At 74.1% G+C, this 18,062-nt stretch carries 20 protein-coding genes and 1 riboswitch; of the genes, 11 read left to right on the top strand and 9 right to left on the bottom strand.

Annotated elements, in window-relative coordinates:
* Nucleotides 1-75 precede the first annotated feature (75 nt).
* Nucleotides 76-217: riboswitch (cobalamin riboswitch) on the bottom strand.
* A gap of 190 nt (nt 218-407) precedes the next feature.
* The 3 genes from IE177_RS28890 to IE177_RS28900 form a co-directional block, all read right to left on the bottom strand.
* Nucleotides 408-635: a hypothetical protein gene (locus IE177_RS28890; protein ID WP_190018409.1), complete on the bottom strand. Its 228-nt coding sequence runs from the start codon at nt 633-635 to the stop codon at nt 408-410.
* A gap of 30 nt (nt 636-665) precedes the next feature.
* Nucleotides 666-1,928: an inorganic phosphate transporter gene (locus IE177_RS28895; RefSeq protein ID WP_190018410.1), complete on the bottom strand. Its 1,263-nt coding sequence runs from the start codon at nt 1,926-1,928 to the stop codon at nt 666-668.
* A gap of 145 nt (nt 1,929-2,073) precedes the next feature.
* Nucleotides 2,074-2,811: a lysozyme gene (locus IE177_RS28900; protein WP_190018411.1), complete on the bottom strand. Its 738-nt coding sequence runs from the start codon at nt 2,809-2,811 to the stop codon at nt 2,074-2,076.
* 185 nt (nt 2,812-2,996) lie between these two features.
* Here IE177_RS28900 and IE177_RS28905 point away from each other — a divergent pair, with 185 nt between their 5' ends.
* The 6 genes from IE177_RS28905 to IE177_RS28930 all read left to right on the top strand — a co-directional run bounded on the left by IE177_RS28905 (nt 2,997) and on the right by IE177_RS28930 (nt 9,912).
* Complete coding sequence (locus IE177_RS28905) at nt 2,997-3,701, top strand: class II aldolase/adducin family protein (RefSeq protein WP_190018412.1); 705 nt, start codon at nt 2,997-2,999, stop codon at nt 3,699-3,701.
* Between the two features lie 154 nt (nt 3,702-3,855).
* The gene (locus tag IE177_RS28910; RefSeq protein ID WP_190018413.1) at nt 3,856-4,983 is read left to right on the top strand and encodes an alpha/beta hydrolase; all 1,128 of its coding nucleotides are present in this window, start codon (nt 3,856-3,858) and stop codon (nt 4,981-4,983) included.
* A gap of 193 nt (nt 4,984-5,176) precedes the next feature.
* Nucleotides 5,177-6,595, top strand: a complete 1,419-nt coding sequence (locus IE177_RS28915) for a hypothetical protein (RefSeq protein WP_190018414.1) — start codon at nt 5,177-5,179, stop codon at nt 6,593-6,595.
* 218 nt (nt 6,596-6,813) lie between these two features.
* Complete coding sequence (locus IE177_RS28920) at nt 6,814-8,412, top strand: ABC-F family ATP-binding cassette domain-containing protein (protein ID WP_190018415.1); 1,599 nt, start codon at nt 6,814-6,816, stop codon at nt 8,410-8,412.
* A 337-nt stretch (nt 8,413-8,749) separates the two neighbouring features.
* Nucleotides 8,750-8,971 (top strand): helix-turn-helix domain-containing protein, encoded by a 222-nt coding sequence (locus IE177_RS28925; protein ID WP_010355597.1) that lies wholly within the window; start codon nt 8,750-8,752, stop codon nt 8,969-8,971.
* Nucleotides 8,972-9,108: 137 nt separating this feature from the next.
* Complete coding sequence (locus tag IE177_RS28930) at nt 9,109-9,912, top strand: enoyl-CoA hydratase/isomerase family protein (RefSeq protein ID WP_190018416.1); 804 nt, start codon at nt 9,109-9,111, stop codon at nt 9,910-9,912.
* Nucleotides 9,913-9,921: 9 nt separating this feature from the next.
* Here IE177_RS28930 and IE177_RS28935 read toward each other — a convergent pair whose 3' ends face one another.
* Nucleotides 9,922-10,674 carry a nucleopolyhedrovirus P10 family protein gene (locus IE177_RS28935; protein WP_190018417.1) on the bottom strand — a complete coding sequence of 251 codons (753 nt, stop codon included), beginning with the start codon at nt 10,672-10,674 and terminating at the stop codon, nt 9,922-9,924.
* 85 nt (nt 10,675-10,759) lie between these two features.
* Here IE177_RS28935 and IE177_RS28940 point away from each other — a divergent pair, with 85 nt between their 5' ends.
* The 5 genes from IE177_RS28940 to amaP are packed head-to-tail and all read left to right on the top strand — an operon-like array spanning nt 10,760 to nt 13,046.
* On the top strand, nt 10,760-11,233 hold the full coding sequence (locus IE177_RS28940) for an Asp23/Gls24 family envelope stress response protein (RefSeq protein WP_190018418.1): 474 nt from the start codon (nt 10,760-10,762) through the stop codon (nt 11,231-11,233).
* Between the two features lie 49 nt (nt 11,234-11,282).
* Nucleotides 11,283-11,474 carry a hypothetical protein gene (locus IE177_RS28945; RefSeq protein ID WP_190018419.1) on the top strand — a complete coding sequence of 64 codons (192 nt, stop codon included), beginning with the start codon at nt 11,283-11,285 and terminating at the stop codon, nt 11,472-11,474.
* Nucleotides 11,471-11,854, top strand: coding sequence for an Asp23/Gls24 family envelope stress response protein (locus tag IE177_RS28950; protein ID WP_190018420.1), 384 nt, complete (start codon nt 11,471-11,473; stop codon nt 11,852-11,854). Before IE177_RS28945 ends, IE177_RS28950 begins: the two co-directional genes overlap by 4 nt.
* Nucleotides 11,851-12,459 (top strand): DUF6286 domain-containing protein, encoded by a 609-nt coding sequence (locus IE177_RS28955; RefSeq protein WP_229816324.1) that lies wholly within the window; start codon nt 11,851-11,853, stop codon nt 12,457-12,459. Before IE177_RS28950 ends, IE177_RS28955 begins: the two co-directional genes overlap by 4 nt.
* A 5-nt stretch (nt 12,460-12,464) precedes the next feature.
* Nucleotides 12,465-13,046 carry an alkaline shock response membrane anchor protein AmaP gene (gene amaP, locus IE177_RS28960; protein WP_190018421.1) on the top strand — a complete coding sequence of 194 codons (582 nt, stop codon included), beginning with the start codon at nt 12,465-12,467 and terminating at the stop codon, nt 13,044-13,046.
* A gap of 3 nt (nt 13,047-13,049) precedes the next feature.
* Here amaP and IE177_RS28965 read toward each other — a convergent pair whose 3' ends face one another.
* From IE177_RS28965 to IE177_RS28985, 5 genes are all read right to left on the bottom strand, one after another.
* Nucleotides 13,050-13,805, bottom strand: a complete 756-nt coding sequence (locus IE177_RS28965; RefSeq protein ID WP_190018422.1) for an SDR family oxidoreductase — start codon at nt 13,803-13,805, stop codon at nt 13,050-13,052.
* A gap of 4 nt (nt 13,806-13,809) precedes the next feature.
* A complete protein-coding gene (locus tag IE177_RS28970) occupies nt 13,810-15,594 on the bottom strand; it encodes a glycoside hydrolase family 15 protein (protein ID WP_190018423.1) in 1,785 nt (594 codons plus the stop codon).
* A 92-nt stretch (nt 15,595-15,686) separates the two neighbouring features.
* Complete coding sequence (locus IE177_RS28975; RefSeq protein WP_444545628.1) at nt 15,687-16,484, bottom strand: SURF1 family cytochrome oxidase biogenesis protein; 798 nt, start codon at nt 16,482-16,484, stop codon at nt 15,687-15,689.
* A 49-nt stretch (nt 16,485-16,533) separates the two neighbouring features.
* On the bottom strand, nt 16,534-16,767 hold the full coding sequence (locus IE177_RS28980) for a metallothionein (protein ID WP_190018425.1): 234 nt from the start codon (nt 16,765-16,767) through the stop codon (nt 16,534-16,536).
* Between the two features lie 134 nt (nt 16,768-16,901).
* Entirely contained in the window at nt 16,902-17,885 is a 984-nt protein-coding gene (locus IE177_RS28985; protein WP_190018426.1) for a DEDDh family exonuclease, read from the bottom strand.
* Between the last annotated feature and the right edge of the window lie 177 nt (nt 17,886-18,062).

Consider the following 18,062-nt stretch of genomic DNA (forward strand, 5'->3'; position numbering starts at 1 on the left):
AGCGGGCCTGGTACGGGTCCTTCGGCAGCCGAGCATGGCGATATGGGTCCTCACTCAGGGTGTCCGCGCCCTGGTTCGACGAGTTCCGGCGGTGAGAGTTCCTGGCTCCCGGGGAGTTCTTCCCCGGTGACAGTGGCGGGACCGCGCCGGATTCGCACCGGCTTCCTCTTCTGCCGCCGTTCATGGCCTGGGCAGTCCACCACGCACCCGGAAGGGCCGTCAACTTGCCGTTGACCTGCGCGGGGAGAGTGTGCCGATCCCCACACCCGGACTGTGACCGGGAGGGTTTGCCGGGAAGCTCGCGGCGTCCGGTGCTGGGGGTACCTGCCTCAGGGGCGTGCGAGCACGCGGAAGGCTCCGCTCCCGAAGTGCCGGGAGCGGAGCCCTGGGTCGTTCGCGAGTGCCGGTCAGGCCTTCGCGACGATGAGGTACATGCCGTACGCCACCGCCGCCGCGCAGGCGGCGAAGCAGACGTAGGCGCCGGTGACGGCGAGGGCGGCGGAGTCGCCCTGGGCCGCGGCCCGCTCGCGCCGGGCCAGGCCCCTGATGCCGACCGTGAACAGGGCCACCAGGCCCACCGTGACCACGAGGCTGACGCCGAAGACGGAACCGATGGCCGCCCAGTCGATCTTCATGATGCTTCCTTCGTAACCGGGTGCTCGGGGTCAGACCGTGGCGGCCGGCGGGGCCGCCGGGGCGTGGCCGGCGATCGGGGCCGGCTCGGTGGACTGCTGCGGGAAGGCGATGGCCGCCTCCCCGGCGACCGTGCCCGCGGGCGGCGGGATCACGGCGGCGATGGCGGTGGTCACCACACCGGCCGGCTCCGCGTCGTCGGCGACGACGTTGGTGTGGTCGACGACCTCGCGGCGGGAGATCTTCCAGATCGCGGCGCTCGCGGCGACCAGGAAGACGGCGACGGCGGCGGTGCCCCAGTCACCCAGGTCCGTGACGGCCTCGGCGCCGGCGCCGACCAGTGCGGCGGCCGGGAGGGTCAGCGCCCAGGCGACGAACATGCGGGTCGCGGTGGACCAGCGGACCACACCGCCCTTGCGGCCCAGGCCCGTGCCCATCACCGAGCCGGAGACGACGTGGGTGGTGGACAGGGAGAAGCCGAGGTGAGAGGAGGCCAGGATGGCGGTCGCGGCGCTGGTCTGCGCGGCGAAGCCCTGACGCGGCTCCAGGTCGGTCAGGCCCTTGCCCATGGTGCGGATGATGCGCCAGCCGCCGATGTAGGTGCCGAGCGCGATGGCGAGGCCCGCGGAGAGGATCACCCAGACGGGAGGGTTCGACCCGGGGGCGATGGAGCCGCCCGCGATCAGCGCGAGGGTGATGATGCCCATCGTCTTCTGGGCGTCGTTGGTGCCGTGGGCGAGGGAGACCAGGCCCGCGGAGGCGATCTGGCCGGCGCGGTAGCCCTTGCGGGTGGCCTCGCCCTCGGCCGTGCCGCCGATGCCGTAGGAGAGGCGGGTGGCCAGCATGGCGGCGAGACCCGCCACGACCGGCGCGGCGACCGCCGGGAGCAGGACCTTGGTGACGAGGACGTCGCCGTGCACGGCGCCGAAGCCGGCGGAGGCGACGGTGGCGCCTATCAGGCCGCCCATCAGGGCGTGGGAGGAACTGGAGGGGAGGCCCACCAGCCAGGTCAGCAGGTTCCAGAGGATCGCGCCGACCAGGGCGGCGAAGATGACCTCGGGACGGATGCCGTTCTCATCGACGAGACCCTTGGAGATCGTGTTGGCGACCTCCACGGAGAGGAAAGCGCCCACAAGGTTGAGCACGGCGGACATGGCCACCGCGACCTTGGGCTTCAGCGCGCCGGTCGAGATGGTGGTGGCCATCGCGTTGGCGGTGTCGTGGAAACCGTTCGTGAAATCGAACGCGAGTGCGGTTACCACCACAATCGCGAGGATCAGCGAGAAGCTTTCCATTTACCCAGGCAATCGTTCGAGCGTCATTGGCGCGTCGACCGTAGGCAACCTGGGTGAACAGAAGATGAACTGGGTCGGGCGTGGTGGTGTCCGTAACGAGGGATCGGGGTTCCGCTTGGCCCCGCCCGGCCCCCGCGCCCCTTGGCTACCGGCCCCGCGCGAAGGCCCGCAGCCGGCCGGCCCGGCCGTTGAAGAGATTCTGGTCACCCGGCAGCCCGCCCTTCACGCGGTACTGCCAGAACGTCCAGTACCGCCATCCGCCCGGCAGCCTCCCCGGCCGCGAGCTGCCGTGATGGGCGATCCACAGGGCGTGGGTGGCGGAGAAGGCGTGGCTGTCGCCGGTGCAGAGCCTCCACCAGTGGGCCGTCGTGTAGATCACCGGACGGCGGCCGGTCTCCCGCTCGACCTCGTCGCTGAAGGAGCGGATCCAGCGGACCATCCGGGCCCTGCCCACCCCGTAGCACCGCTGCTTCCTGTCGTACGGGTTGTATTCGATGTCCAGCGCGGGCGGCAGCGTCCAGCCGTCCGGCCGCCAGTCGCCGCCGTGCCGCACGAAGTAGGCCGCCTGCCGGGCGCCGGACGAGGTGTCCGGCCGCGCGAAGTGGTACGCGCCCCGCAGCAGGCCCGCCCGGCGCGCACCGGCGTACTGCGGGGAGAAGTAGGGGTTGCGGTAGTCCGTGGACTCGGTCGCCTTCACGTAGACGAACCGCGCTCCCTTCGCCCGCGCGGTCGGCCAGTCGACGTGCCTCTGGTGCGACGACACGTCATGGCCCCGGGGCGGCCGGGCGGCCGCCGCCGGTGCGACGCCCGCGAGGGCGAGCACGGTCGTGGCCGCCGCCAGGGCCCCGGCGCGGCGACGGAGCGGAGTGCGGTCACGGGCCATGCGTCGGCTCCCGGAGTGGCGGGCGAAGGATCGCCGGGCGGAGCCTCATTCAAGATGCTGTGATCACCGGATCAACAGTTCCTCCGGCTGGTTCGTGACCGTTTCCGTCCGTTCGGGGGTACGGCTTCCGGCCCGGTACCGGCGGCCGCCCCACCCCGCGGCGCACCGGCTGGCAGGATCGCCGCATGGCTGAACGACGGTGGGACGCGGCAGGGCGGGCGGCGGGCGGAGCGACGGGGGAGCGGGAGAGGGAGACCGCGCGTGGCTGGGCGGCGCTGGTCGCCACGGCCCGCCGGACGGTCGCCGACGGCCTGGTGGTCGGCACCTCGGGCAACGTCTCCGCACGCGTCGGCGACCTCGTCCTGGTCACCCCGTCCGGCGTCCCCTACGACCGGCTCGGCCCGGACGACGTCACCGGTGTCGACCTCACCGGACGCCAGGTGCTCGGCACCCTCGTGCCGACCAGCGAGCTGCCCATGCACCTCGCCGTCTACCGCACCACCGACGCCCGCGCGGTCGTCCACACCCACGCCGTGCACGCCACGGCCGTCTCCACCCTGGTGGACGAGCTGCCCCCGATCCACTACATGACCGGCGCCCTCGGCGGCCCCGTACGGGTCGCCCCCTACGCGGCCTACGGCACCGACGAACTGGCCGGGAACATGCTCCGCGCCCTCACCGGCCGCTCCGGCTGCCTGCTGCGCAACCACGGCACGATCACCTACGGCGCCACCCTCGACCAGGCCTACGACCGCACCGCCCAGCTGGAGTGGATGTGCCGCCTGTGGCTGACGGCGTCCTGCGTGCCGGGTCTGACGCCGTCGTTGCTGACGGAGGCACAACTCGCCGAAGCCGGGGCACGCTTGAAGGGATACGGCCAACGGAGGTGACCCCTTGCCGCGCAGTCCCCAGGTCCGACGGTTGTTCGACCGGCTCTCCCGCACGGTGACCGGGAAGGCGGTGCGGAGTCCCGCACCACCCCGGTGGGCACTCCGCCCGGCCCTTCCGCTGGCCGGTGTCGGTGGCGCCCCCGACACTGGACACGTGCGTCCAGTCAAAGCGACCGCCACCGCGCTCACCGCCGTCCTCGCCGCCGGCGCGGCATCCGTGGCCGCAGGCCGCCTCGCCAGCGACGCCGCGCTCAGAGCACCCGCGGGGCGCCCCCTGCCGACCGAGCCCCGGCTCACCGTGCACGGCACGGACACCGGCCGGATCGCCCTGACCCGCGACCTGGCCTCCCTGCGCCCCGGCACCTACGGGCTGGCCGGCGACGGCTCCCACGCGGTCGTCGGCCCCGTCCTGGAGACGGCCGAGCACACGGCCGACAGCGTCGTACGCCGCCTGGAACGCGTCACACACGGCGCCTTCGCCCCGGGCGACGCGGTCTGGCTCACCCCGAACCTCTACGTCGGCAACCCGGGCACCGCCCTCGGCCTCGACCACGCCGACGTCGACGTGCCCGGCGAACTGGGGGCCCTGCCCGCCTGGTTCCTGCCCGGCCACCGGGACACCTGGGTGATCGCCGTGCACGGACTCGGCGCCACCCGCGAACAGGCCATGAACGTCATGCGCTTCCTGCACGGCCGCCGGCTGCCGGTCCTCGCGCTCGCCTACCGCGGGGACCTCGGCGCCCCCCGCCCGCCGGACGGGCTGAACCACCTCGGCGAGACCGAGTGGCGGGACGTCGACGCGGCGATCCGCTACGCCGTCCGCTACGGCGCCCGCCGCGTCGTCCTGCTCGGCTGGTCCACCGGAGCCACGATGGCCCTGCGCGCCGCCGAGCACTCCGCGGTGCGCGAGCGCGTCGCCGGGCTGTTCCTCGACTCGCCGGTGCTGAGCTGGGAGGCCACCCTGCGGGCCCTGGCCCGGGCCCGGCACACCCCGCAGCCCCTGCTGCCGCTCGCCGTGCGGGCCGCGCAGGGCCGCGCCGGGCTGCACGCCGACCGGACCGCCGAGATCACCGACCCGGCCCGGCTGGCCGTGCCCACCCTGGTCGTCCACGGCCCGGACGACCACGTGGCCCCCTGGGAGTTCTCCCGCCGGCTCGCCCGGCGCCGTCCCGATCTGGTGGCCCTGCACACCGTCGCGGGCGCCCCGCACGCGGCGATGTGGAACGCGGACCCCAAGGAGTACGAGGAGCGCCTTCGCCGCTTCCTGACCCCGCTGATGTGAGGGCCGCGGGCCCCGGCGCGCGACCCGGCGCACGCCCGCGCCCCGGAGCGACCCCCGGCCGTTCCGTTTCAAGCCGTACCACTGGCCGGATCCCGCCTGTCCGCTCCGGAGCCGCCCCGCGGCACGGTCGCCCCTGTCGCCCGCTGTGTCATTCCGTTTGGGTTTTCGGACCGTCAACCGCAAGACTGCACCCGTGACGTCCCGTATCCCGCGCGACTCCAGGCTTCGACTCGTCCGACCCCGACCCCTGGCCGCCGCCCCCAGAGCTGTGAACCAGCGGCGCCCGCGCCGCCCCGCGCCCCGGCCGCCGGAGGGCACCCCCGCCCCCGCCGAACTGGCCGGAATGGCCCGCACCGGCCTGGCCGGCCCGGTCCGCGTGGCCCGCTGGGCCGACGCCGCCCTCGGCCCCGGCCGGGACGGCGCCACCGGCGACGGCAAGGCCACCCTCTCCGACGCGACCGCCGAACGGGCCGCCGCCGATCTCGGCCTGAGCGCCGCTCAGGTCCGCGCCGACTGGGACACCGCCCGCCTCGCCGGACTCGTCGAGGTGCACGGCGACGACGCGCGCCCCGGCTGGCGGCTGCGCGCCTGGAACCGCGACGACAGCGCCGTGCTGCGCGGCTGGGTCGCCCTCTTCGACGCCTGGTCCCTGGCCTGCCCCGAACCCGCGGGGCACGAACCGGCCGCCGTCGCCGAGGTCGTCTCGGCCATGCCCCAGGTGCTCTCCTTCCTGCAGCTGTCCGCCGGGCCGGTCCCGGTGGAGCAGCTGCTCGACCTGCTCCAGCAGCGGGTCACGGAACTGCGCACCGAGCGCTGCGAGGTCTCCTACGAGGCCGGTGCGGAGCGTCCCGCCGGATCCCCGGGCCCGGCCGATCCCGCGCCCGCCGCCGACGCCCCGCTCGCGCCCCTGCTCGACTGGGCGCTGGGCGCCCTCGCCTCCGTCGGCGCCCTGACCTACGGCGACGGCCAGGCCACGCTCACCCCGCTGGGCAGCTGGGCGGTCTGGGTCAAGCTGGAGCAGATCTGCGTGGCCGCGCAGAGCCCCGCCGGGAACATCGAGCAGTCCGCCGAGAACATGCTCCGCGGCTGCGCGCAGCTCCGCCCCAACGCGGCCCGCGCCGAGTACCGCGCCTGGCTCGCCGCCCGCACCGTCGGCGGCGCCGTCACCGAGCTGATCGACGCCGCCCGGGGCGAGGACGCCCTGCTGCGCGGTCTGGCCTTCGAGGCGCTGCGCGTCGTCGGCGCCCCGGCCGAGCCCGACGTACGGGCCGTGGTGGACGAGCCGGCGCTCAGACCGTACGCCCTGCTGTGGCTCGCCGAGCACGACGGCGTCGACCCGGAGGACGCCCACGAGGCACTCACCCGCGAGGAGGCCACCTGGCTGTGGGTGGACACCGCCGCGGCCGTCGCCGACCACGGTGAGGCGCCGATGCTGGTCCGGCACCTGGAGGCCGCGGTGCAGCCCACCGTCCCCCAGCTGCTCGACGAGGTCCGCGCCGTCGGTCACCCCCGCACCGTGCAGGTCCTGGTCGCCCTCGCCGCCGCGCACCCCGACCCCGCCCTGGCCAAGGCCGTGCGCCGGGCCGCCTTCCAGGTGCACACCGGGGGCTGAGCGGCCGGCCCCGGGCGCCGGTCGAGGGAGCGCGGGCGCCGGGGCCCGGAGGCCGCCCCCGGCGTCCCGGGACGTGTGCCACCGAACACGCGGACGCAGGAAAACCGCTTGCACGACCCCGTTAGACTTTCCTCCATGGCCATTCTCCTCGCGCATTAGACGGCGGGAACGTCCTCAGCCGTCCACCCGTCAACCCCTGTACGCCCTGGAGTCTGTCCGTGATCTCCGCCTCCGGTATCGAGCTGCGCGCCGGTGCGCGCGTCCTCATCGAGAACGCCACCTTCCGTATCGCCAAGGGCGACCGCGTCGGCCTCGTCGGCCGCAACGGCGCGGGCAAGACGACGCTCACCAAGTGCCTGGCCGGCGAGGGCATCCCGGCCGGCGGCACCATCACCCGCTCCGGCGAGGTCGGCTACCTGCCCCAGGACCCCCGCACCGGTGACCTGGACGTCCTCGCCCGCGACCGCGTCCTGTCGGCGCGCGGCCTGGACGTGCTCATCCGCAAGATGCGCGAGAACGAGCAGCGCATCGCCAACGGCAAGGGCGCCACCCGCGACAAGGCCATGAAGCAGTACGAGCGCCAGGAGACCGAGTTCCTCACCAAGGGCGGGTACGCCGCCGAGGCCGAGGCCGCCACCATCGCCGCCGCGCTCAACCTGCCCGACCGTGTGCTCGGCCAGCCGCTGCACACCCTCTCCGGCGGTCAGCGCCGCCGCATCGAGCTGGCCCGGATCCTGTTCTCGGACGCCGACACCCTTCTGCTGGACGAGCCGACCAACCACCTCGACGCGGACTCGATCACCTGGCTGCGCGACTACCTGAAGACCTACCGCGGCGGCTTCATCGTGATCTCCCACGACGTCGACCTGGTCGAGACCGTCGTGAACAAGGTGTTCTACCTGGACGCCAACCGCTCCCAGATCGACATCTACAACATGGGCTGGAAGCTCTACCAGCAGCAGCGCGAGGCCGACGAGAAGCGCCGCAAGCGCGAGCGGGCCAACGCCGAGAAGAAGGCCGCCGCGCTGCACTCGCAGGCCGACAAGATGCGCGCCAAGGCCACCAAGACGGTCGCCGCGCAGAACATGGCCCGCCGCGCCGACAAGCTGCTCTCCGGCCTGGAGGCGGTGCGCCAGTCCGACAAGGTCGCCAAGCTGCGCTTCCCGGAGCCCGCGCCCTGCGGCAAGACCCCGCTGATGGCCGAGGGCCTGTCGAAGTCGTACGGCTCGCTGGAGATCTTCACCGACGTCGACCTGGCCATCGACAAGGGCTCCCGGGTCGTCATCCTGGGCCTCAACGGCGCCGGCAAGACCACGCTGCTGCGGCTCCTCGGCGGCGTCGAGCAGCCGGACACCGGCAAGGTCGTCCCCGGTCACGGCCTCAAGCTCGGCTACTACGCGCAGGAGCACGAGACCCTGGACCCCGAGCGCACGGTCCTGGAGAACATGCGCTCGGCCGCCCCCGACATGGACCTGGTGGAGGTCCGCAAGGTGCTGGGCTCGTTCCTGTTCTCCGGCGACGACGTCGACAAGCCGGCCGGCGTCCTGTCCGGCGGCGAGAAGACGCGTCTGGCCCTGGCCACGCTCGTCGTCTCCTCGGCGAACGTTCTGCTCCTGGACGAGCCGACCAACAACCTGGACCCGGCCAGTCGCGAGGAGATCCTCGGCGCCCTGCGCACCTACAAGGGTGCGGTCGTCCTCGTCACCCACGACGAGGGCGCCGTCGAGGCGCTCCAGCCGGAGCGGATCATCCTGCTGCCGGACGGCGTCGAGGACCTGTGGGGCTCCGACTACGCGGACCTCGTCGCCCTGGCGTGACCGGAGGCCGTTGATCCACCGCGTATGGATCATTCGGCCTAGCCGTGATCCATCATCTGTGTGAGATCTCCTCGTATCGGGGTGTGTCGTACACGGATTTTCCGGCCGATCCCTTGCGTGCCAAGGGGTCGGCCGCTTCGCGTCCCTGACCTGGCACTTCGTGAATCCACCCGTTCGGCCGCGCGGACACGTCCCCTTGGAATGTCGTATTCCGCTTGTGGGGATGCGCTCCTGTCGTCACGACGATGTCTCACGGACCTTGCCGAATGGGTGGCCATCGGGCCCGGGAGGGGTGATCATGAGGAGACCAGAGCGCACTTCCCATGAGGAGGCACGGGTGGCCGAGACTCTGAAGAAGGGCAGCCGGGTGACCGGCGCCGCGCGCGACAAGCTCGCGGCAGACCTGAAGAAGAAGTACGACTCCGGTGCGAGCATCCGGGCGCTGGCCGAAGAGACCGGCCGCTCGTATGGCTTCGTGCACCGGATGCTCAGCGAGTCGGGCGTCACGCTTCGTGGGCGTGGCGGAGCGACCCGGGGCAAGAAGGCCGCGACGTCCTGATTCCGGGCGGCCCATCGGCTTCGATGGTGGCCACCCGGTCGGCCGGCTGATCGACCGGGTGGTTACTGTGCAGTCACTTAGCCTGTCGTGCATGCCGTACGGCAGCGCGTGATGACCGCACTCATCGGAGGCGCCCCATGGCTTCGCCCGACCAGGACCTCGCTCCTGTACTCGACAAGGACGGCGTACGGCTCACCGTCGACGACGCGCTCGCCACGGTGACGCTGACCAATCCGGCCAAGCGCAACGCGCAGAGCCCCGCCCTGTGGCGGGCGCTCGCCGAGGCCGGCCGGTCGCTGCCGGGCTCCGTCCGGGTCGTGGTGCTGCGCGGCGAGGGCAAGTCCTTCTCCGCCGGGCTGGACCGCCAGATGTTCACCCCGGAGGGGATCCCGGGCGAGCCGACCTTCATCGACCTCGCGCGCCGTGACGACGCCGGGCTCGATGCGACCATCGCCGAATACCAGGAGGCTTTCACCTGGTGGCGGCGCAACGACCTCGTGTCCGTCGCCGCCGTACAAGGACATGCCATCGGGGCCGGGTTCCAGCTCGCGCTCGCCTGCGACCTGCGTGTGGTCGCCGACGACGTGCGGTTCGCCATGCGCGAGACCAGCCTCGGCCTCGTCCCCGACCTCACCGGCACGCATCCGCTGGTGGGCCTCGTCGGGTACGCCCGTGCGCTCGAGATCTGCGCGACCGGGCGGTTCGTCGGCGCCGAGGAGGCCGTGACGAGCGGGCTGGCCAGCGTGTCCGTGCCCGCCGGCGACCTCGACGCCGCCACGCGCGACCTGGCGGCGGCGCTGCTGGCCGCCCCGCGGGACGCGGTGGTGGAGACCAAGGCGCTGCTGCGCGGCGCCCTCGACCGCACCTACGACGAGCAGCGTGCCGCGGAGCGGGCCGCCCAGGCCCGGCGCCTGCGGGACCTGGCGGGCGTCGGCGAGTAGGCGCGCCCGTCAGGGTCCGGTGACCGCGGCGGCCGGCCGGTCCACCGCCGTCACCAGCACCCCCACCGTCGGCCGGTCCTCCAGCGCGTCCCGTACGGCCGCGCGGACCCGCCGGGCCACGTCCACGGCCCGGTGGTCCGCGCGCGTCGCCAGCTCCACGCGCACGTGCCGATGCGGCAGGGCCGCCGGCGCACCCCGCTCCTCCAGGTGCACCGCCCGGCCCAGGCCGCCCAGCGCACCGGTCAGAGTACTCACCCCGGGAACGGCCAGCGCGGCGTCCGCCACCCGGGACTCCTCGGCGTCCGTGACCTCCCTGGCGGGCACGGGCCGCGGCGCGCTCACGGCCGAACGCGCGTCACCGTCCTCCTCCAGCAGCTCCGTCACCCGCAGGTCGACGTCCGTCACCGTGAGGCCGAGCCGCCCGGCCGCGGCCGCCGCCAGCGCCCGCCGCAGCCGGGCCGCCACCGCCGGCAGCGGCTCGGCGGCCGACGCGGCGAAGTCCGCCGTCACCCGCAGCGCGCCCGGCGGCAGGGCCCCCGGCGGAGGCGGCACCACCGGTGCCGGCGCGTCCTCCGCCCCGGCGAGCGCGATCCGCAACGCGCCCAGTCGCACCTGCGGGACGCCGTCGGCCGCAGCGAGCCCCAGCACCGCCCCCGCCGCCGCCTCCGTGATCCACGCGCCGTCGTGCGGCCCGCCGAGCGGCAGCAGTCTGCCGAGCCCCACCTGCTGCCGTACCGCCCGCGCCCACCGTTCCGCCGTCATTCCTCCAGACTGCCGCATCCTCGGCGCGCAACCGAGCAACCTTGCTTACGGTGGTAGGGACGACGACCGAGAGGGACGTACGGCGATGACCGAGATGACGACGACCCCGGAAGGCGGCCACGAGCCGCAGGTGTCGACCCACAAGACCACCCGGCGCGGCGGTGGCGATCCGGCCACCCGGGGACGGACCACCATCGCCGACGGCGTCGTCGAGAAGATCGCCGGGCTCGCCGCCCGCGACGTCCTCGGCGTCCACGCCATGGGCAGCGGACTCGCCCGCACCTTCGGGGCCGTGCGCGACCGGGTGCCCGGCGGCGGCAAGTCGGTGACCCGGGGGGTGAAGGCCGAGGTCGGCGAGGTGCAGACCGCGCTCGATCTGGAGATCGTCGTCGACTACGGCGTCGCGATCTCCGACGTGGCCCACGCCGTGCGGGAGAACGTGATCGCCGCCGTGGAACGCATGACCGGACTCGAAGTGGTCGAGGTCAACATCGCGGTGAGCGACGTCAGGCTGCCCGAGGAAGAGGAGGAGGAACCCGAGGTGCCCCGCATTCAGTGAACCGGCACGCACGCGGCACCGTCGGTGCCACGAGTAACAGGAGCGCTGCATGAACATGGCCGCGATCGGCATGATCGCCGGAATGGCACTCGGCTTCGCCGGCTGGTTCGGCGGGTTCGGCGCCTTCCTCCTGGTGGCGGCGCTCGGCGCCGTCGGCTTCGTCGCCGGCCGGTTCGCGGAGGGCGACCTGGACCCGGGCGACTTCTTCCGCGGCCGCGGTGGCCGCCGCGGCCCGCGGTGAGCACGGTGAGCGCCGGCACCGGCACGTCGCGCCCGCCGTCGCCCGCCGTGCCGCCGGGGGAGCGCGGTGCCACGCGCATCGCCGACCGGGTCGTGGCGAAGATCGCCGCCCAGGCCGCCCGAGAGGCGCTGCCGCCCCCGCCCGGTGCGGCCGCCGCCCCGCACGCCACGGTCGTGCTCCGGCACGAGACCGCCCGCGTCCGACTCCGCCTCGCCCTCGGCTACCCCTGTGACATCGGCGCCCGCTGCGCCGCCGTCCGCCGCCGTGTCACGGAGCGGCTGGGCACCCTGGCGGACCTGGAGGTGACCGAGGTCGCCGTCAGCGTGGAGCGGCTGCACCCGACGCCGGCGACCGGCACGGCCGACGGGAGGACGCGATGAGCGAACCGCACGCCGGCCCGGCCCTCGGGGAGACGCCCGGCACCGCCGCACCCGCACCCCGCGGCAGCGGCCGCTTCTGGTCCCCGCGCCGTGTCCCCGCCGCCCTCGCCGCCGTGCTGCTCCTCGCCGGCACCGGCCTCCTGCTCTACGACATCGCCGCCGTACGGGCCGGCCACCCCGCGATGCACTGGCGCCGCGCGCTGGCCCTGGACCTGGCCGAGCGGCACCTCGACGACCCCTGGGTGCTCACCGGCGCGGGCGTCGCCGCCGCCCTCGGCCTGTGGCTGGTCGTCCTCGCCGTCACACCCGGCCTGCGCGGCCTGCTGCCCATGCTGCGCCCCCACCCCGACGTCCGCGCCGCCCTGCGGCGCGACGCGGCGGCGCTCCTGCTCCGCGACCGCGCCATGGACGTGTCCGGGGTCCGCTCCGTACGGGTGCGGATGCGCCGCGGGAAGGCCGACGTCCGCGCCGTCGCGCACTTCCGCGAGCTGGACGAGGTGCGCGCCGACCTGGACGCCTCGCTCACCGACACGATCCACGGCCTCGGCCTGGCCCGGCCGCCCGCCCTGTCGGTGCGGGTGGCCCGCCCCCGCCGGAAGGGGTGAGGACGATGCGCACCGGCCGCGTCAACCGCGTCCTGCTCGCACTCCTGGGCCTGCTGCTCCTCGCGCTCGGCGGCGCGGTGCTGGCCGTAGCCCTGGGCGCGCCGCCGCCCTCCTGGTGGCTCCACACGGGCCCGCACGACGTCCTGCTCACCAGGGCCGAACGCACCCGGTGGCGGGAGGCCGGCTGGTGGTGGCCCGCGGTCATCGCCGTCCTGGCCGTCGTGTTCCTGCTCGCCCTGTGGTGGCTGATCGCGGTACTCGGCCGCCGCCGGCTGCCCGAGATCCTGGTCGGCGCCGACGGCGGTGAGGCGGCGGTCCTGCGGGTGCGGGCGCTGGAATCGGCGCTCGCCGAGGACGCGCTGCGGCAGGAGGGCGTGGCGCACGCCGAGATCCTCCTCAGGGGCCGCCGCACGGCGCCCACGGCGAGGGCCCGGCTCCGGCTGGAGCCCTCCGTGGATCCGGCGGCGGCCCTGCAGGACTTCACCGCGGGGCCGCTGACCCGCGCGAGCGAGTCGGTGGGGGCCGTGTCCCTGCCCGCGGAGGTGCGGCTGCGGGCGGTCGGGCACCGCGCCGAAAGGGTCACCTGACCGTCAGAACCCGTGCCGCATGCCCCCGTCGACCGGCAGCATGACGCCGCTCAGGTAGGACGCCGCGGGGGACAGCAGGAACGCGGCCACCCTGCCGAACTCCTCGGGCCTGCCGTACCTGCGCAGCGGGATCCGGGACTCGTTGGCCGCCCGGGTGGCCTCCGGGTCCGCCGACAGCCCGTCCAGCTGGCGCACCCGGTCCGTGTCGATGCGCGACGGCAGCAGGCCCAGCACGCGGATCCCGCGCGGCCCCAGCTCGTCCGCGAGGGACTTGGCGAAGCCGGCGAGTCCGGGCCGCAGACCGTTGGAGATGGTCAGCCCCGGGATCGGCTCGTGCACCGACCCGGACAGCACGAACCCGATGACACCGCCCTCCTCCAGTTCGGCCGCCGCCGCCCGGGCGAGCCGCACCGCCCCGAGGAACACCGACTCGAACGCGTCGCGCCACTGCTCGTCGGTGTTGTCCGCGACGAACCCCGGCGCCGGGCCGCCCACGCTCACCAGCACCCCGTGGAAGCCGCCGAAGTGCTCGCGGGCGGCCGCGATCAGCCGTTCGGCCGCGTCGGCGTCCGCGTTGTCCACGGCCACACCCACCGCGTCCGGCCCCAGCTCGGCGGCCGCGTCGGCGACCCGCTGCGCGTCCCGGCCGGTGATGACCACCTTCGCCCCGTCGGCGACGAGCTCGCGCGCCGCGGCGTTGCCCAGCCCGCGCGTCGCTCCGGTGACGACGTACACCCGGTCCTTCAGTCCAAGATCCATGGCCCTATCCTGCCCGGTCGTCCCCGTACAGCGTGAGGGCGGTGTTGACCAGGCCGACGTGGCTGAAGGCCTGGGGGAAGTTGCCGAGCTGGCAGCCGTCGACGGGGTCGTACTCCTCGGCGAGCAGACCCACGTCGTTGCCGAGCCCCACCAGACGGTCGAACAGCTCCCGCGCCTCCTTCGTGCGTCCCGTCAGGTGCAGCGCGTCGGCCAGCCAGAACGAGCAGGCCAGGAAGGCGCCCTCACCGCTCGGCAGCCCGTCGATCACCGAGTCCTCGGTGTCGTAGCGGCGCAGGAAGCCGCCGTGGCCGAGGTCGTCACGGATCGCGTCGACCGTGCCGACGACCCGCGGGTCCCCGGGCGGCAGGAAACCGACGCGCGGGATGAGCAGCAGCGCCGCGTCCAGTTCGCGGGAGCCGTAGTACTGGGTGAAGGTGTTGCGTTCGCGGTCGAAGCCCTTCTCGCAGACCTCCCGGTGCACCTCGTCGCGCAGCCTGCGCCAGCCCTCCAGGTCCCCGTCCAGGTCCTCGTGCTGCTCCAGGGTCCGCACGGCCCGGTCGGCGGCGACCCACGCCATCACCTTCGAGTGCACGAACCGGCGCCGGCCGCCGCGCACCTCCCACAGTCCCTCGTCCGGCTGCCGCCACGCCGACTCCAGGAACCGCATGAGCGAACGCTGCAGGGCCCACATGTGCGGCCGGGTGGGCAGCCCCGAGCCGCGGGCCAGCGACAGGGTGTCCATCACCTCGCCGTACACGTCGAGCTGGAGCTGGTCGACGGCGCCGTTGCCGGTCCGTACGGGGGTGGCGCCGGCGAAGCCGGGCAGCCACGGCAGCTCGGTCTCCGGCAGCCGGCGCTCGCCCGCGACGCCGTACATGATCTGCAGGTCGGCCGGGTTGCCCGCGACCGCGCGCAGCAGCCAGTTGCGCCACGCCTCGGCCTCCTCGTGGTAACCCGCTGCCAGCAGCGCGCCCAGCGTGAGGGTGGAGTCGCGCAGCCAGCAGTAGCGGTAGTCCCAGTTGCGTACTCCGCCCGGCTTCTCGGGCAGCGAGGTGGTCGCGGCGGCGACGATCCCGCCGGTCGGCGCGTAGGTGAGCGCCTTGAGGGTGATCAGGGAGCGGACGACCGCGTCCCGGTGCGGGCCGTCGTACCGGCACCGCCGCGCCCAGCGCCGCCAGTCGCCGACGCTGTGCTCCAGCGCATCGTACGGGTCGATGAGCGGCGGGCGCGGTTCGTGCGAGGGGTGCCAGGTGAGGACGAACGCGACCCGTTCGCCCTCGCCGACGGTGAACTCGGAGTGGGTGCCGTAGTCCTCGCCCCAGGTGCGCACGGCCGGGGTGCTGCGCAGCCACACCGAGTCGGGGCCCGCGACGGCCACCCGGTGGCCGTCCGTGCGGCGCATCCACGGGGTGACCGAACCGTAGTCGAAGCGCAGGCGCAGCGTGCTGCGGACGGTGACCCGGCCGCTGACCCCTTCGACGACGCGCACCACGTCCGGGGCGCGGTCGCGCTGCGGCATCAGGTCGGTGACCCGCACCGTGCCGTCGGCGGTCTCCCACTCGGTGTCCAGGACGAGGGTGTCGGTCCGGTACGCGCGCCGGGTGCAGGTGTCCGCTCCCGCGGGGGCGATCCGCCAGTGGCCGTGGTCGTCGTCGCCCAGCAGCCGGGCGAAGCAGGAGCCGGAGTCGAAGCGCGGCAGGCACAGCCAGTCGATCGAGCCGTCCCTGCCCACCAGGGCCGCGGTCTGTTCGTCGCCGATGAGGGCGTAGTCCTCGATGCGCGCGTCCACGGGATGCGGCTTCCCGGCGGATCGGGGGGCCAATCAGGTGGTGCGCCGGGGGAGTGACGTCCGCCCGGCGGGGACCGCGCTCCGGGCGGCGGTCACACGATGGCCGGTTCGCTCGCCTCCGGCGTCTGACGCGCCGCGGCCTCCTCCCGGTCGCGGACCTCGCGCCGGACCAGGAACCACCAGCCGACCGGGACCGCGGCCGCGAACAGCCACCACTGGATCATGTACGCGTAGTTCAGCGGGGCGTCCTCGCTGCCGGGGTCGGAGATCTGCTCCGGGGAGCCGCCCTTCGGCGTGGGCGCGGTCTGCTCGACGTAGCCGCCGAGCACCTGCGTGCCGAGTCGCCGGGCCTCCTCCGCGCTGCTGATCAGCATGATCTGCCGGTCGGGCAGGCCCTTGACGTTCTTGATGCCGCTCGCCGCGGTCGTCTCGTCGGCCTTCAGCCGCCCGGTGATGGTGGTGCGGCCGGCCGGCGGTGCGGGGACGCGGGGGAAGGCGGTCTGCGCGCCGTTCGCGGGGATCCAGCCGCGGTTGACGAGGAGCACCTTGCCGTCGGCGAGGACGAACGGGGTGAGGACGTGGAAGCCGACCTCGCCGTCGGAGCTGGTCCGGCGCCGGACCACGACCTGCCGGGCGGTGTCGAAGGTGCCGGTCGCGGTCACCGTGCGGTACTTCTCGGTGCGGGTGACCGCGTGCCCGGGGGAGGTCAGCCGCTCGACCGGGACGGGCTCGGCGTGCAGCGCGGCGGAGACCAGGTCGTTGCGGGCGGTGCGCTCCTGGTACCGGTGGTGCTGCCAGAATCCCAGCTTGATCATCGTCGGGATCAGCGCGATCGCGACGAGCGTGAGGATCACCCACTGGCGGGACGACAGGAAGCGGTAGCGGTGCACCCCACGACGGTACATCCGAGGCGTGGGGTGCAATCGGGCGGGTACCGGGTCACACCCGGTCCACCACTCCCGTCCTCCCCTCCGCCCGCGCGCAGTGGGCGCCGCAGTACCAGTGGCCCTCCACCTCGACGCCCTGCCCGATGATCTGCACCCGGCAGTGCTCGCAGAGGGGGGCCATGCGGTGGATCGCGCAGGAGAAGCAGTCGAACACGTGCACCGCGCCCTGGGCATGGACCTCGAAGGTCATTCCGTAGTCGTTACCGCACACTTCGCATGTCGCCATGGGCCACAGGGTGGGCCGTCGCCGGGGCGCGGGCGAGTGGGCGCCGGGTGAGTCGCACACCAACCACCCGTTCGTACGATTACCTGCTGGTTCGGGCGGCTTCGTCGCGGCCGGCCGGCCGGCGCTCCGCGCGGTCACCCGTCCGCGGGCTCCACGTCCGCCAGCAGCTGCCCGAACGCCGCCTCGTCCACGACCGGCGTGCCGAACTGCCGGGCCTTCACCGTCTTGGACGTGCCCGAGTCGGGGTCGTTGGTCACCAGCAGGCTGGTCAGCCGGGAGATGCTGGAGGCCACGTGCAGCCCGGCCCCGGTCGCCCGGTCCTCCAGCAGTTCGCGCTCGGTGGAGGTGTCGCCGGAGAACGCCACCCGCATGCCCTGTTTGAGGCGTTTGCCCTCTTCGTACCGGCCGGGGTTGGGGTGGGGGCAGGCGGGCCGCTTCCGGGAGGGCCGCCAACTGCCCGTCCGCTGGCCGCCGTAGCCGCCGGACGCCTGCCGGGGCACCGGCCGGTCCGACCACTCCGTCAGCGGCCTGCACTCCAGCAGCGGCAGCCGCACATCCCCCGCCGCCGCGGCCACCAGACTGGGCCGGAACGCCTCCGCCAGCACGCGCGCGTCGTCCAGCGCGTGGTGCGCCCGCTGCTGCACGACCCCGAAGTGCGCGGCGAGCGACTCCAGTTTGAAGTTCGGCAGCGGCAGCCCCAGCTCCTTCGACAGGGCGATGGTGCACAGCCGCTGCCGCACCGGGGCCTCGCTCCGCACGCGCGCGTACTCACGCGCGATCATCTGCCAGTCGAAGACGGCGTTGTGCGCGACGAGCACCCGGCCGGCCAGGCGGGCGGCGAACTCCTCGGCGACGTCCGCGAACAGCGGCGCCCCTTCGAGCACCTCGCTCGTCAGCCCGTGTATCCACACGGGTCCCGGATCGCGCTCCGGGTTGACCAGCGTGTACCAGTGGTCCTCGACCTCGCCGCGCGCGTCCAGCCGGTAGACGGCCGCCGAGATGATCCGGTCGTCCCGGGCCAGGCCGGTGGTCTCCACGTCAACGACCGCGTATCCCTGGGGATACGCGGCCGGCCACTGGGTGGGGGAGGACACTGCGGTCGCGCGGTCTTCGAGCATGGTCACTGAGGATACGGGCCACGGCTGACAGGGCCGTCCCCCAGGTGCCGGCCGCGGGCCCGCGGATCCGTCCTGCCGCTCGGCCGTCGCACACGTGTGTCCGTTCCGTCGGTGACGGCCCGTCAGCGGGAGGCCCACCGCCGAAGCCTCCGGTTTCGCGTCGGTATGGCACGGGCG

The organism is Streptomyces lucensis JCM 4490, from assembly GCF_014650035.1.
Taxonomy (GTDB): Bacteria; Actinomycetota; Actinomycetes; order Streptomycetales; family Streptomycetaceae; genus Streptomyces; species Streptomyces lucensis.

Bases quoted from the DNA above. Each gene is read 5' to 3' on its own strand.
- IE177_RS28965 (WP_190018422.1), bottom strand. From the start codon at position 13,805: ATGGATCTTGGACTGAAGGACCGGGTGTACGTCGTCACCGGAGCGACG.
- IE177_RS28930 (WP_190018416.1), top strand. From the start codon at position 9,109: ATGGCTTCGCCCGACCAGGACCTCGCTCCTGTACTCGACAAGGACGGC.
- IE177_RS28890 (WP_190018409.1), bottom strand. From the start codon at position 635: ATGAAGATCGACTGGGCGGCCATCGGTTCCGTCTTCGGCGTCAGCCTC.
- IE177_RS28935 (WP_190018417.1), bottom strand. From the start codon at position 10,674: ATGACGGCGGAACGGTGGGCGCGGGCGGTACGGCAGCAGGTGGGGCTC.
- IE177_RS28955 (WP_229816324.1), top strand. From the start codon at position 11,851: ATGAGCGAACCGCACGCCGGCCCGGCCCTCGGGGAGACGCCCGGCACC.
- amaP (WP_190018421.1), top strand. From the start codon at position 12,465: ATGCGCACCGGCCGCGTCAACCGCGTCCTGCTCGCACTCCTGGGCCTG.
- IE177_RS28900 (WP_190018411.1), bottom strand. From the start codon at position 2,811: ATGGCCCGTGACCGCACTCCGCTCCGTCGCCGCGCCGGGGCCCTGGCG.
- IE177_RS28985 (WP_190018426.1), bottom strand. From the start codon at position 17,885: ATGCTCGAAGACCGCGCGACCGCAGTGTCCTCCCCCACCCAGTGGCCG.
- IE177_RS28905 (WP_190018412.1), top strand. From the start codon at position 2,997: ATGGCTGAACGACGGTGGGACGCGGCAGGGCGGGCGGCGGGCGGAGCG.
- IE177_RS28940 (WP_190018418.1), top strand. From the start codon at position 10,760: ATGACCGAGATGACGACGACCCCGGAAGGCGGCCACGAGCCGCAGGTG.
- IE177_RS28945 (WP_190018419.1), top strand. From the start codon at position 11,283: ATGAACATGGCCGCGATCGGCATGATCGCCGGAATGGCACTCGGCTTC.
- IE177_RS28980 (WP_190018425.1), bottom strand. From the start codon at position 16,767: ATGGCGACATGCGAAGTGTGCGGTAACGACTACGGAATGACCTTCGAG.
- IE177_RS28895 (WP_190018410.1), bottom strand. From the start codon at position 1,928: ATGGAAAGCTTCTCGCTGATCCTCGCGATTGTGGTGGTAACCGCACTC.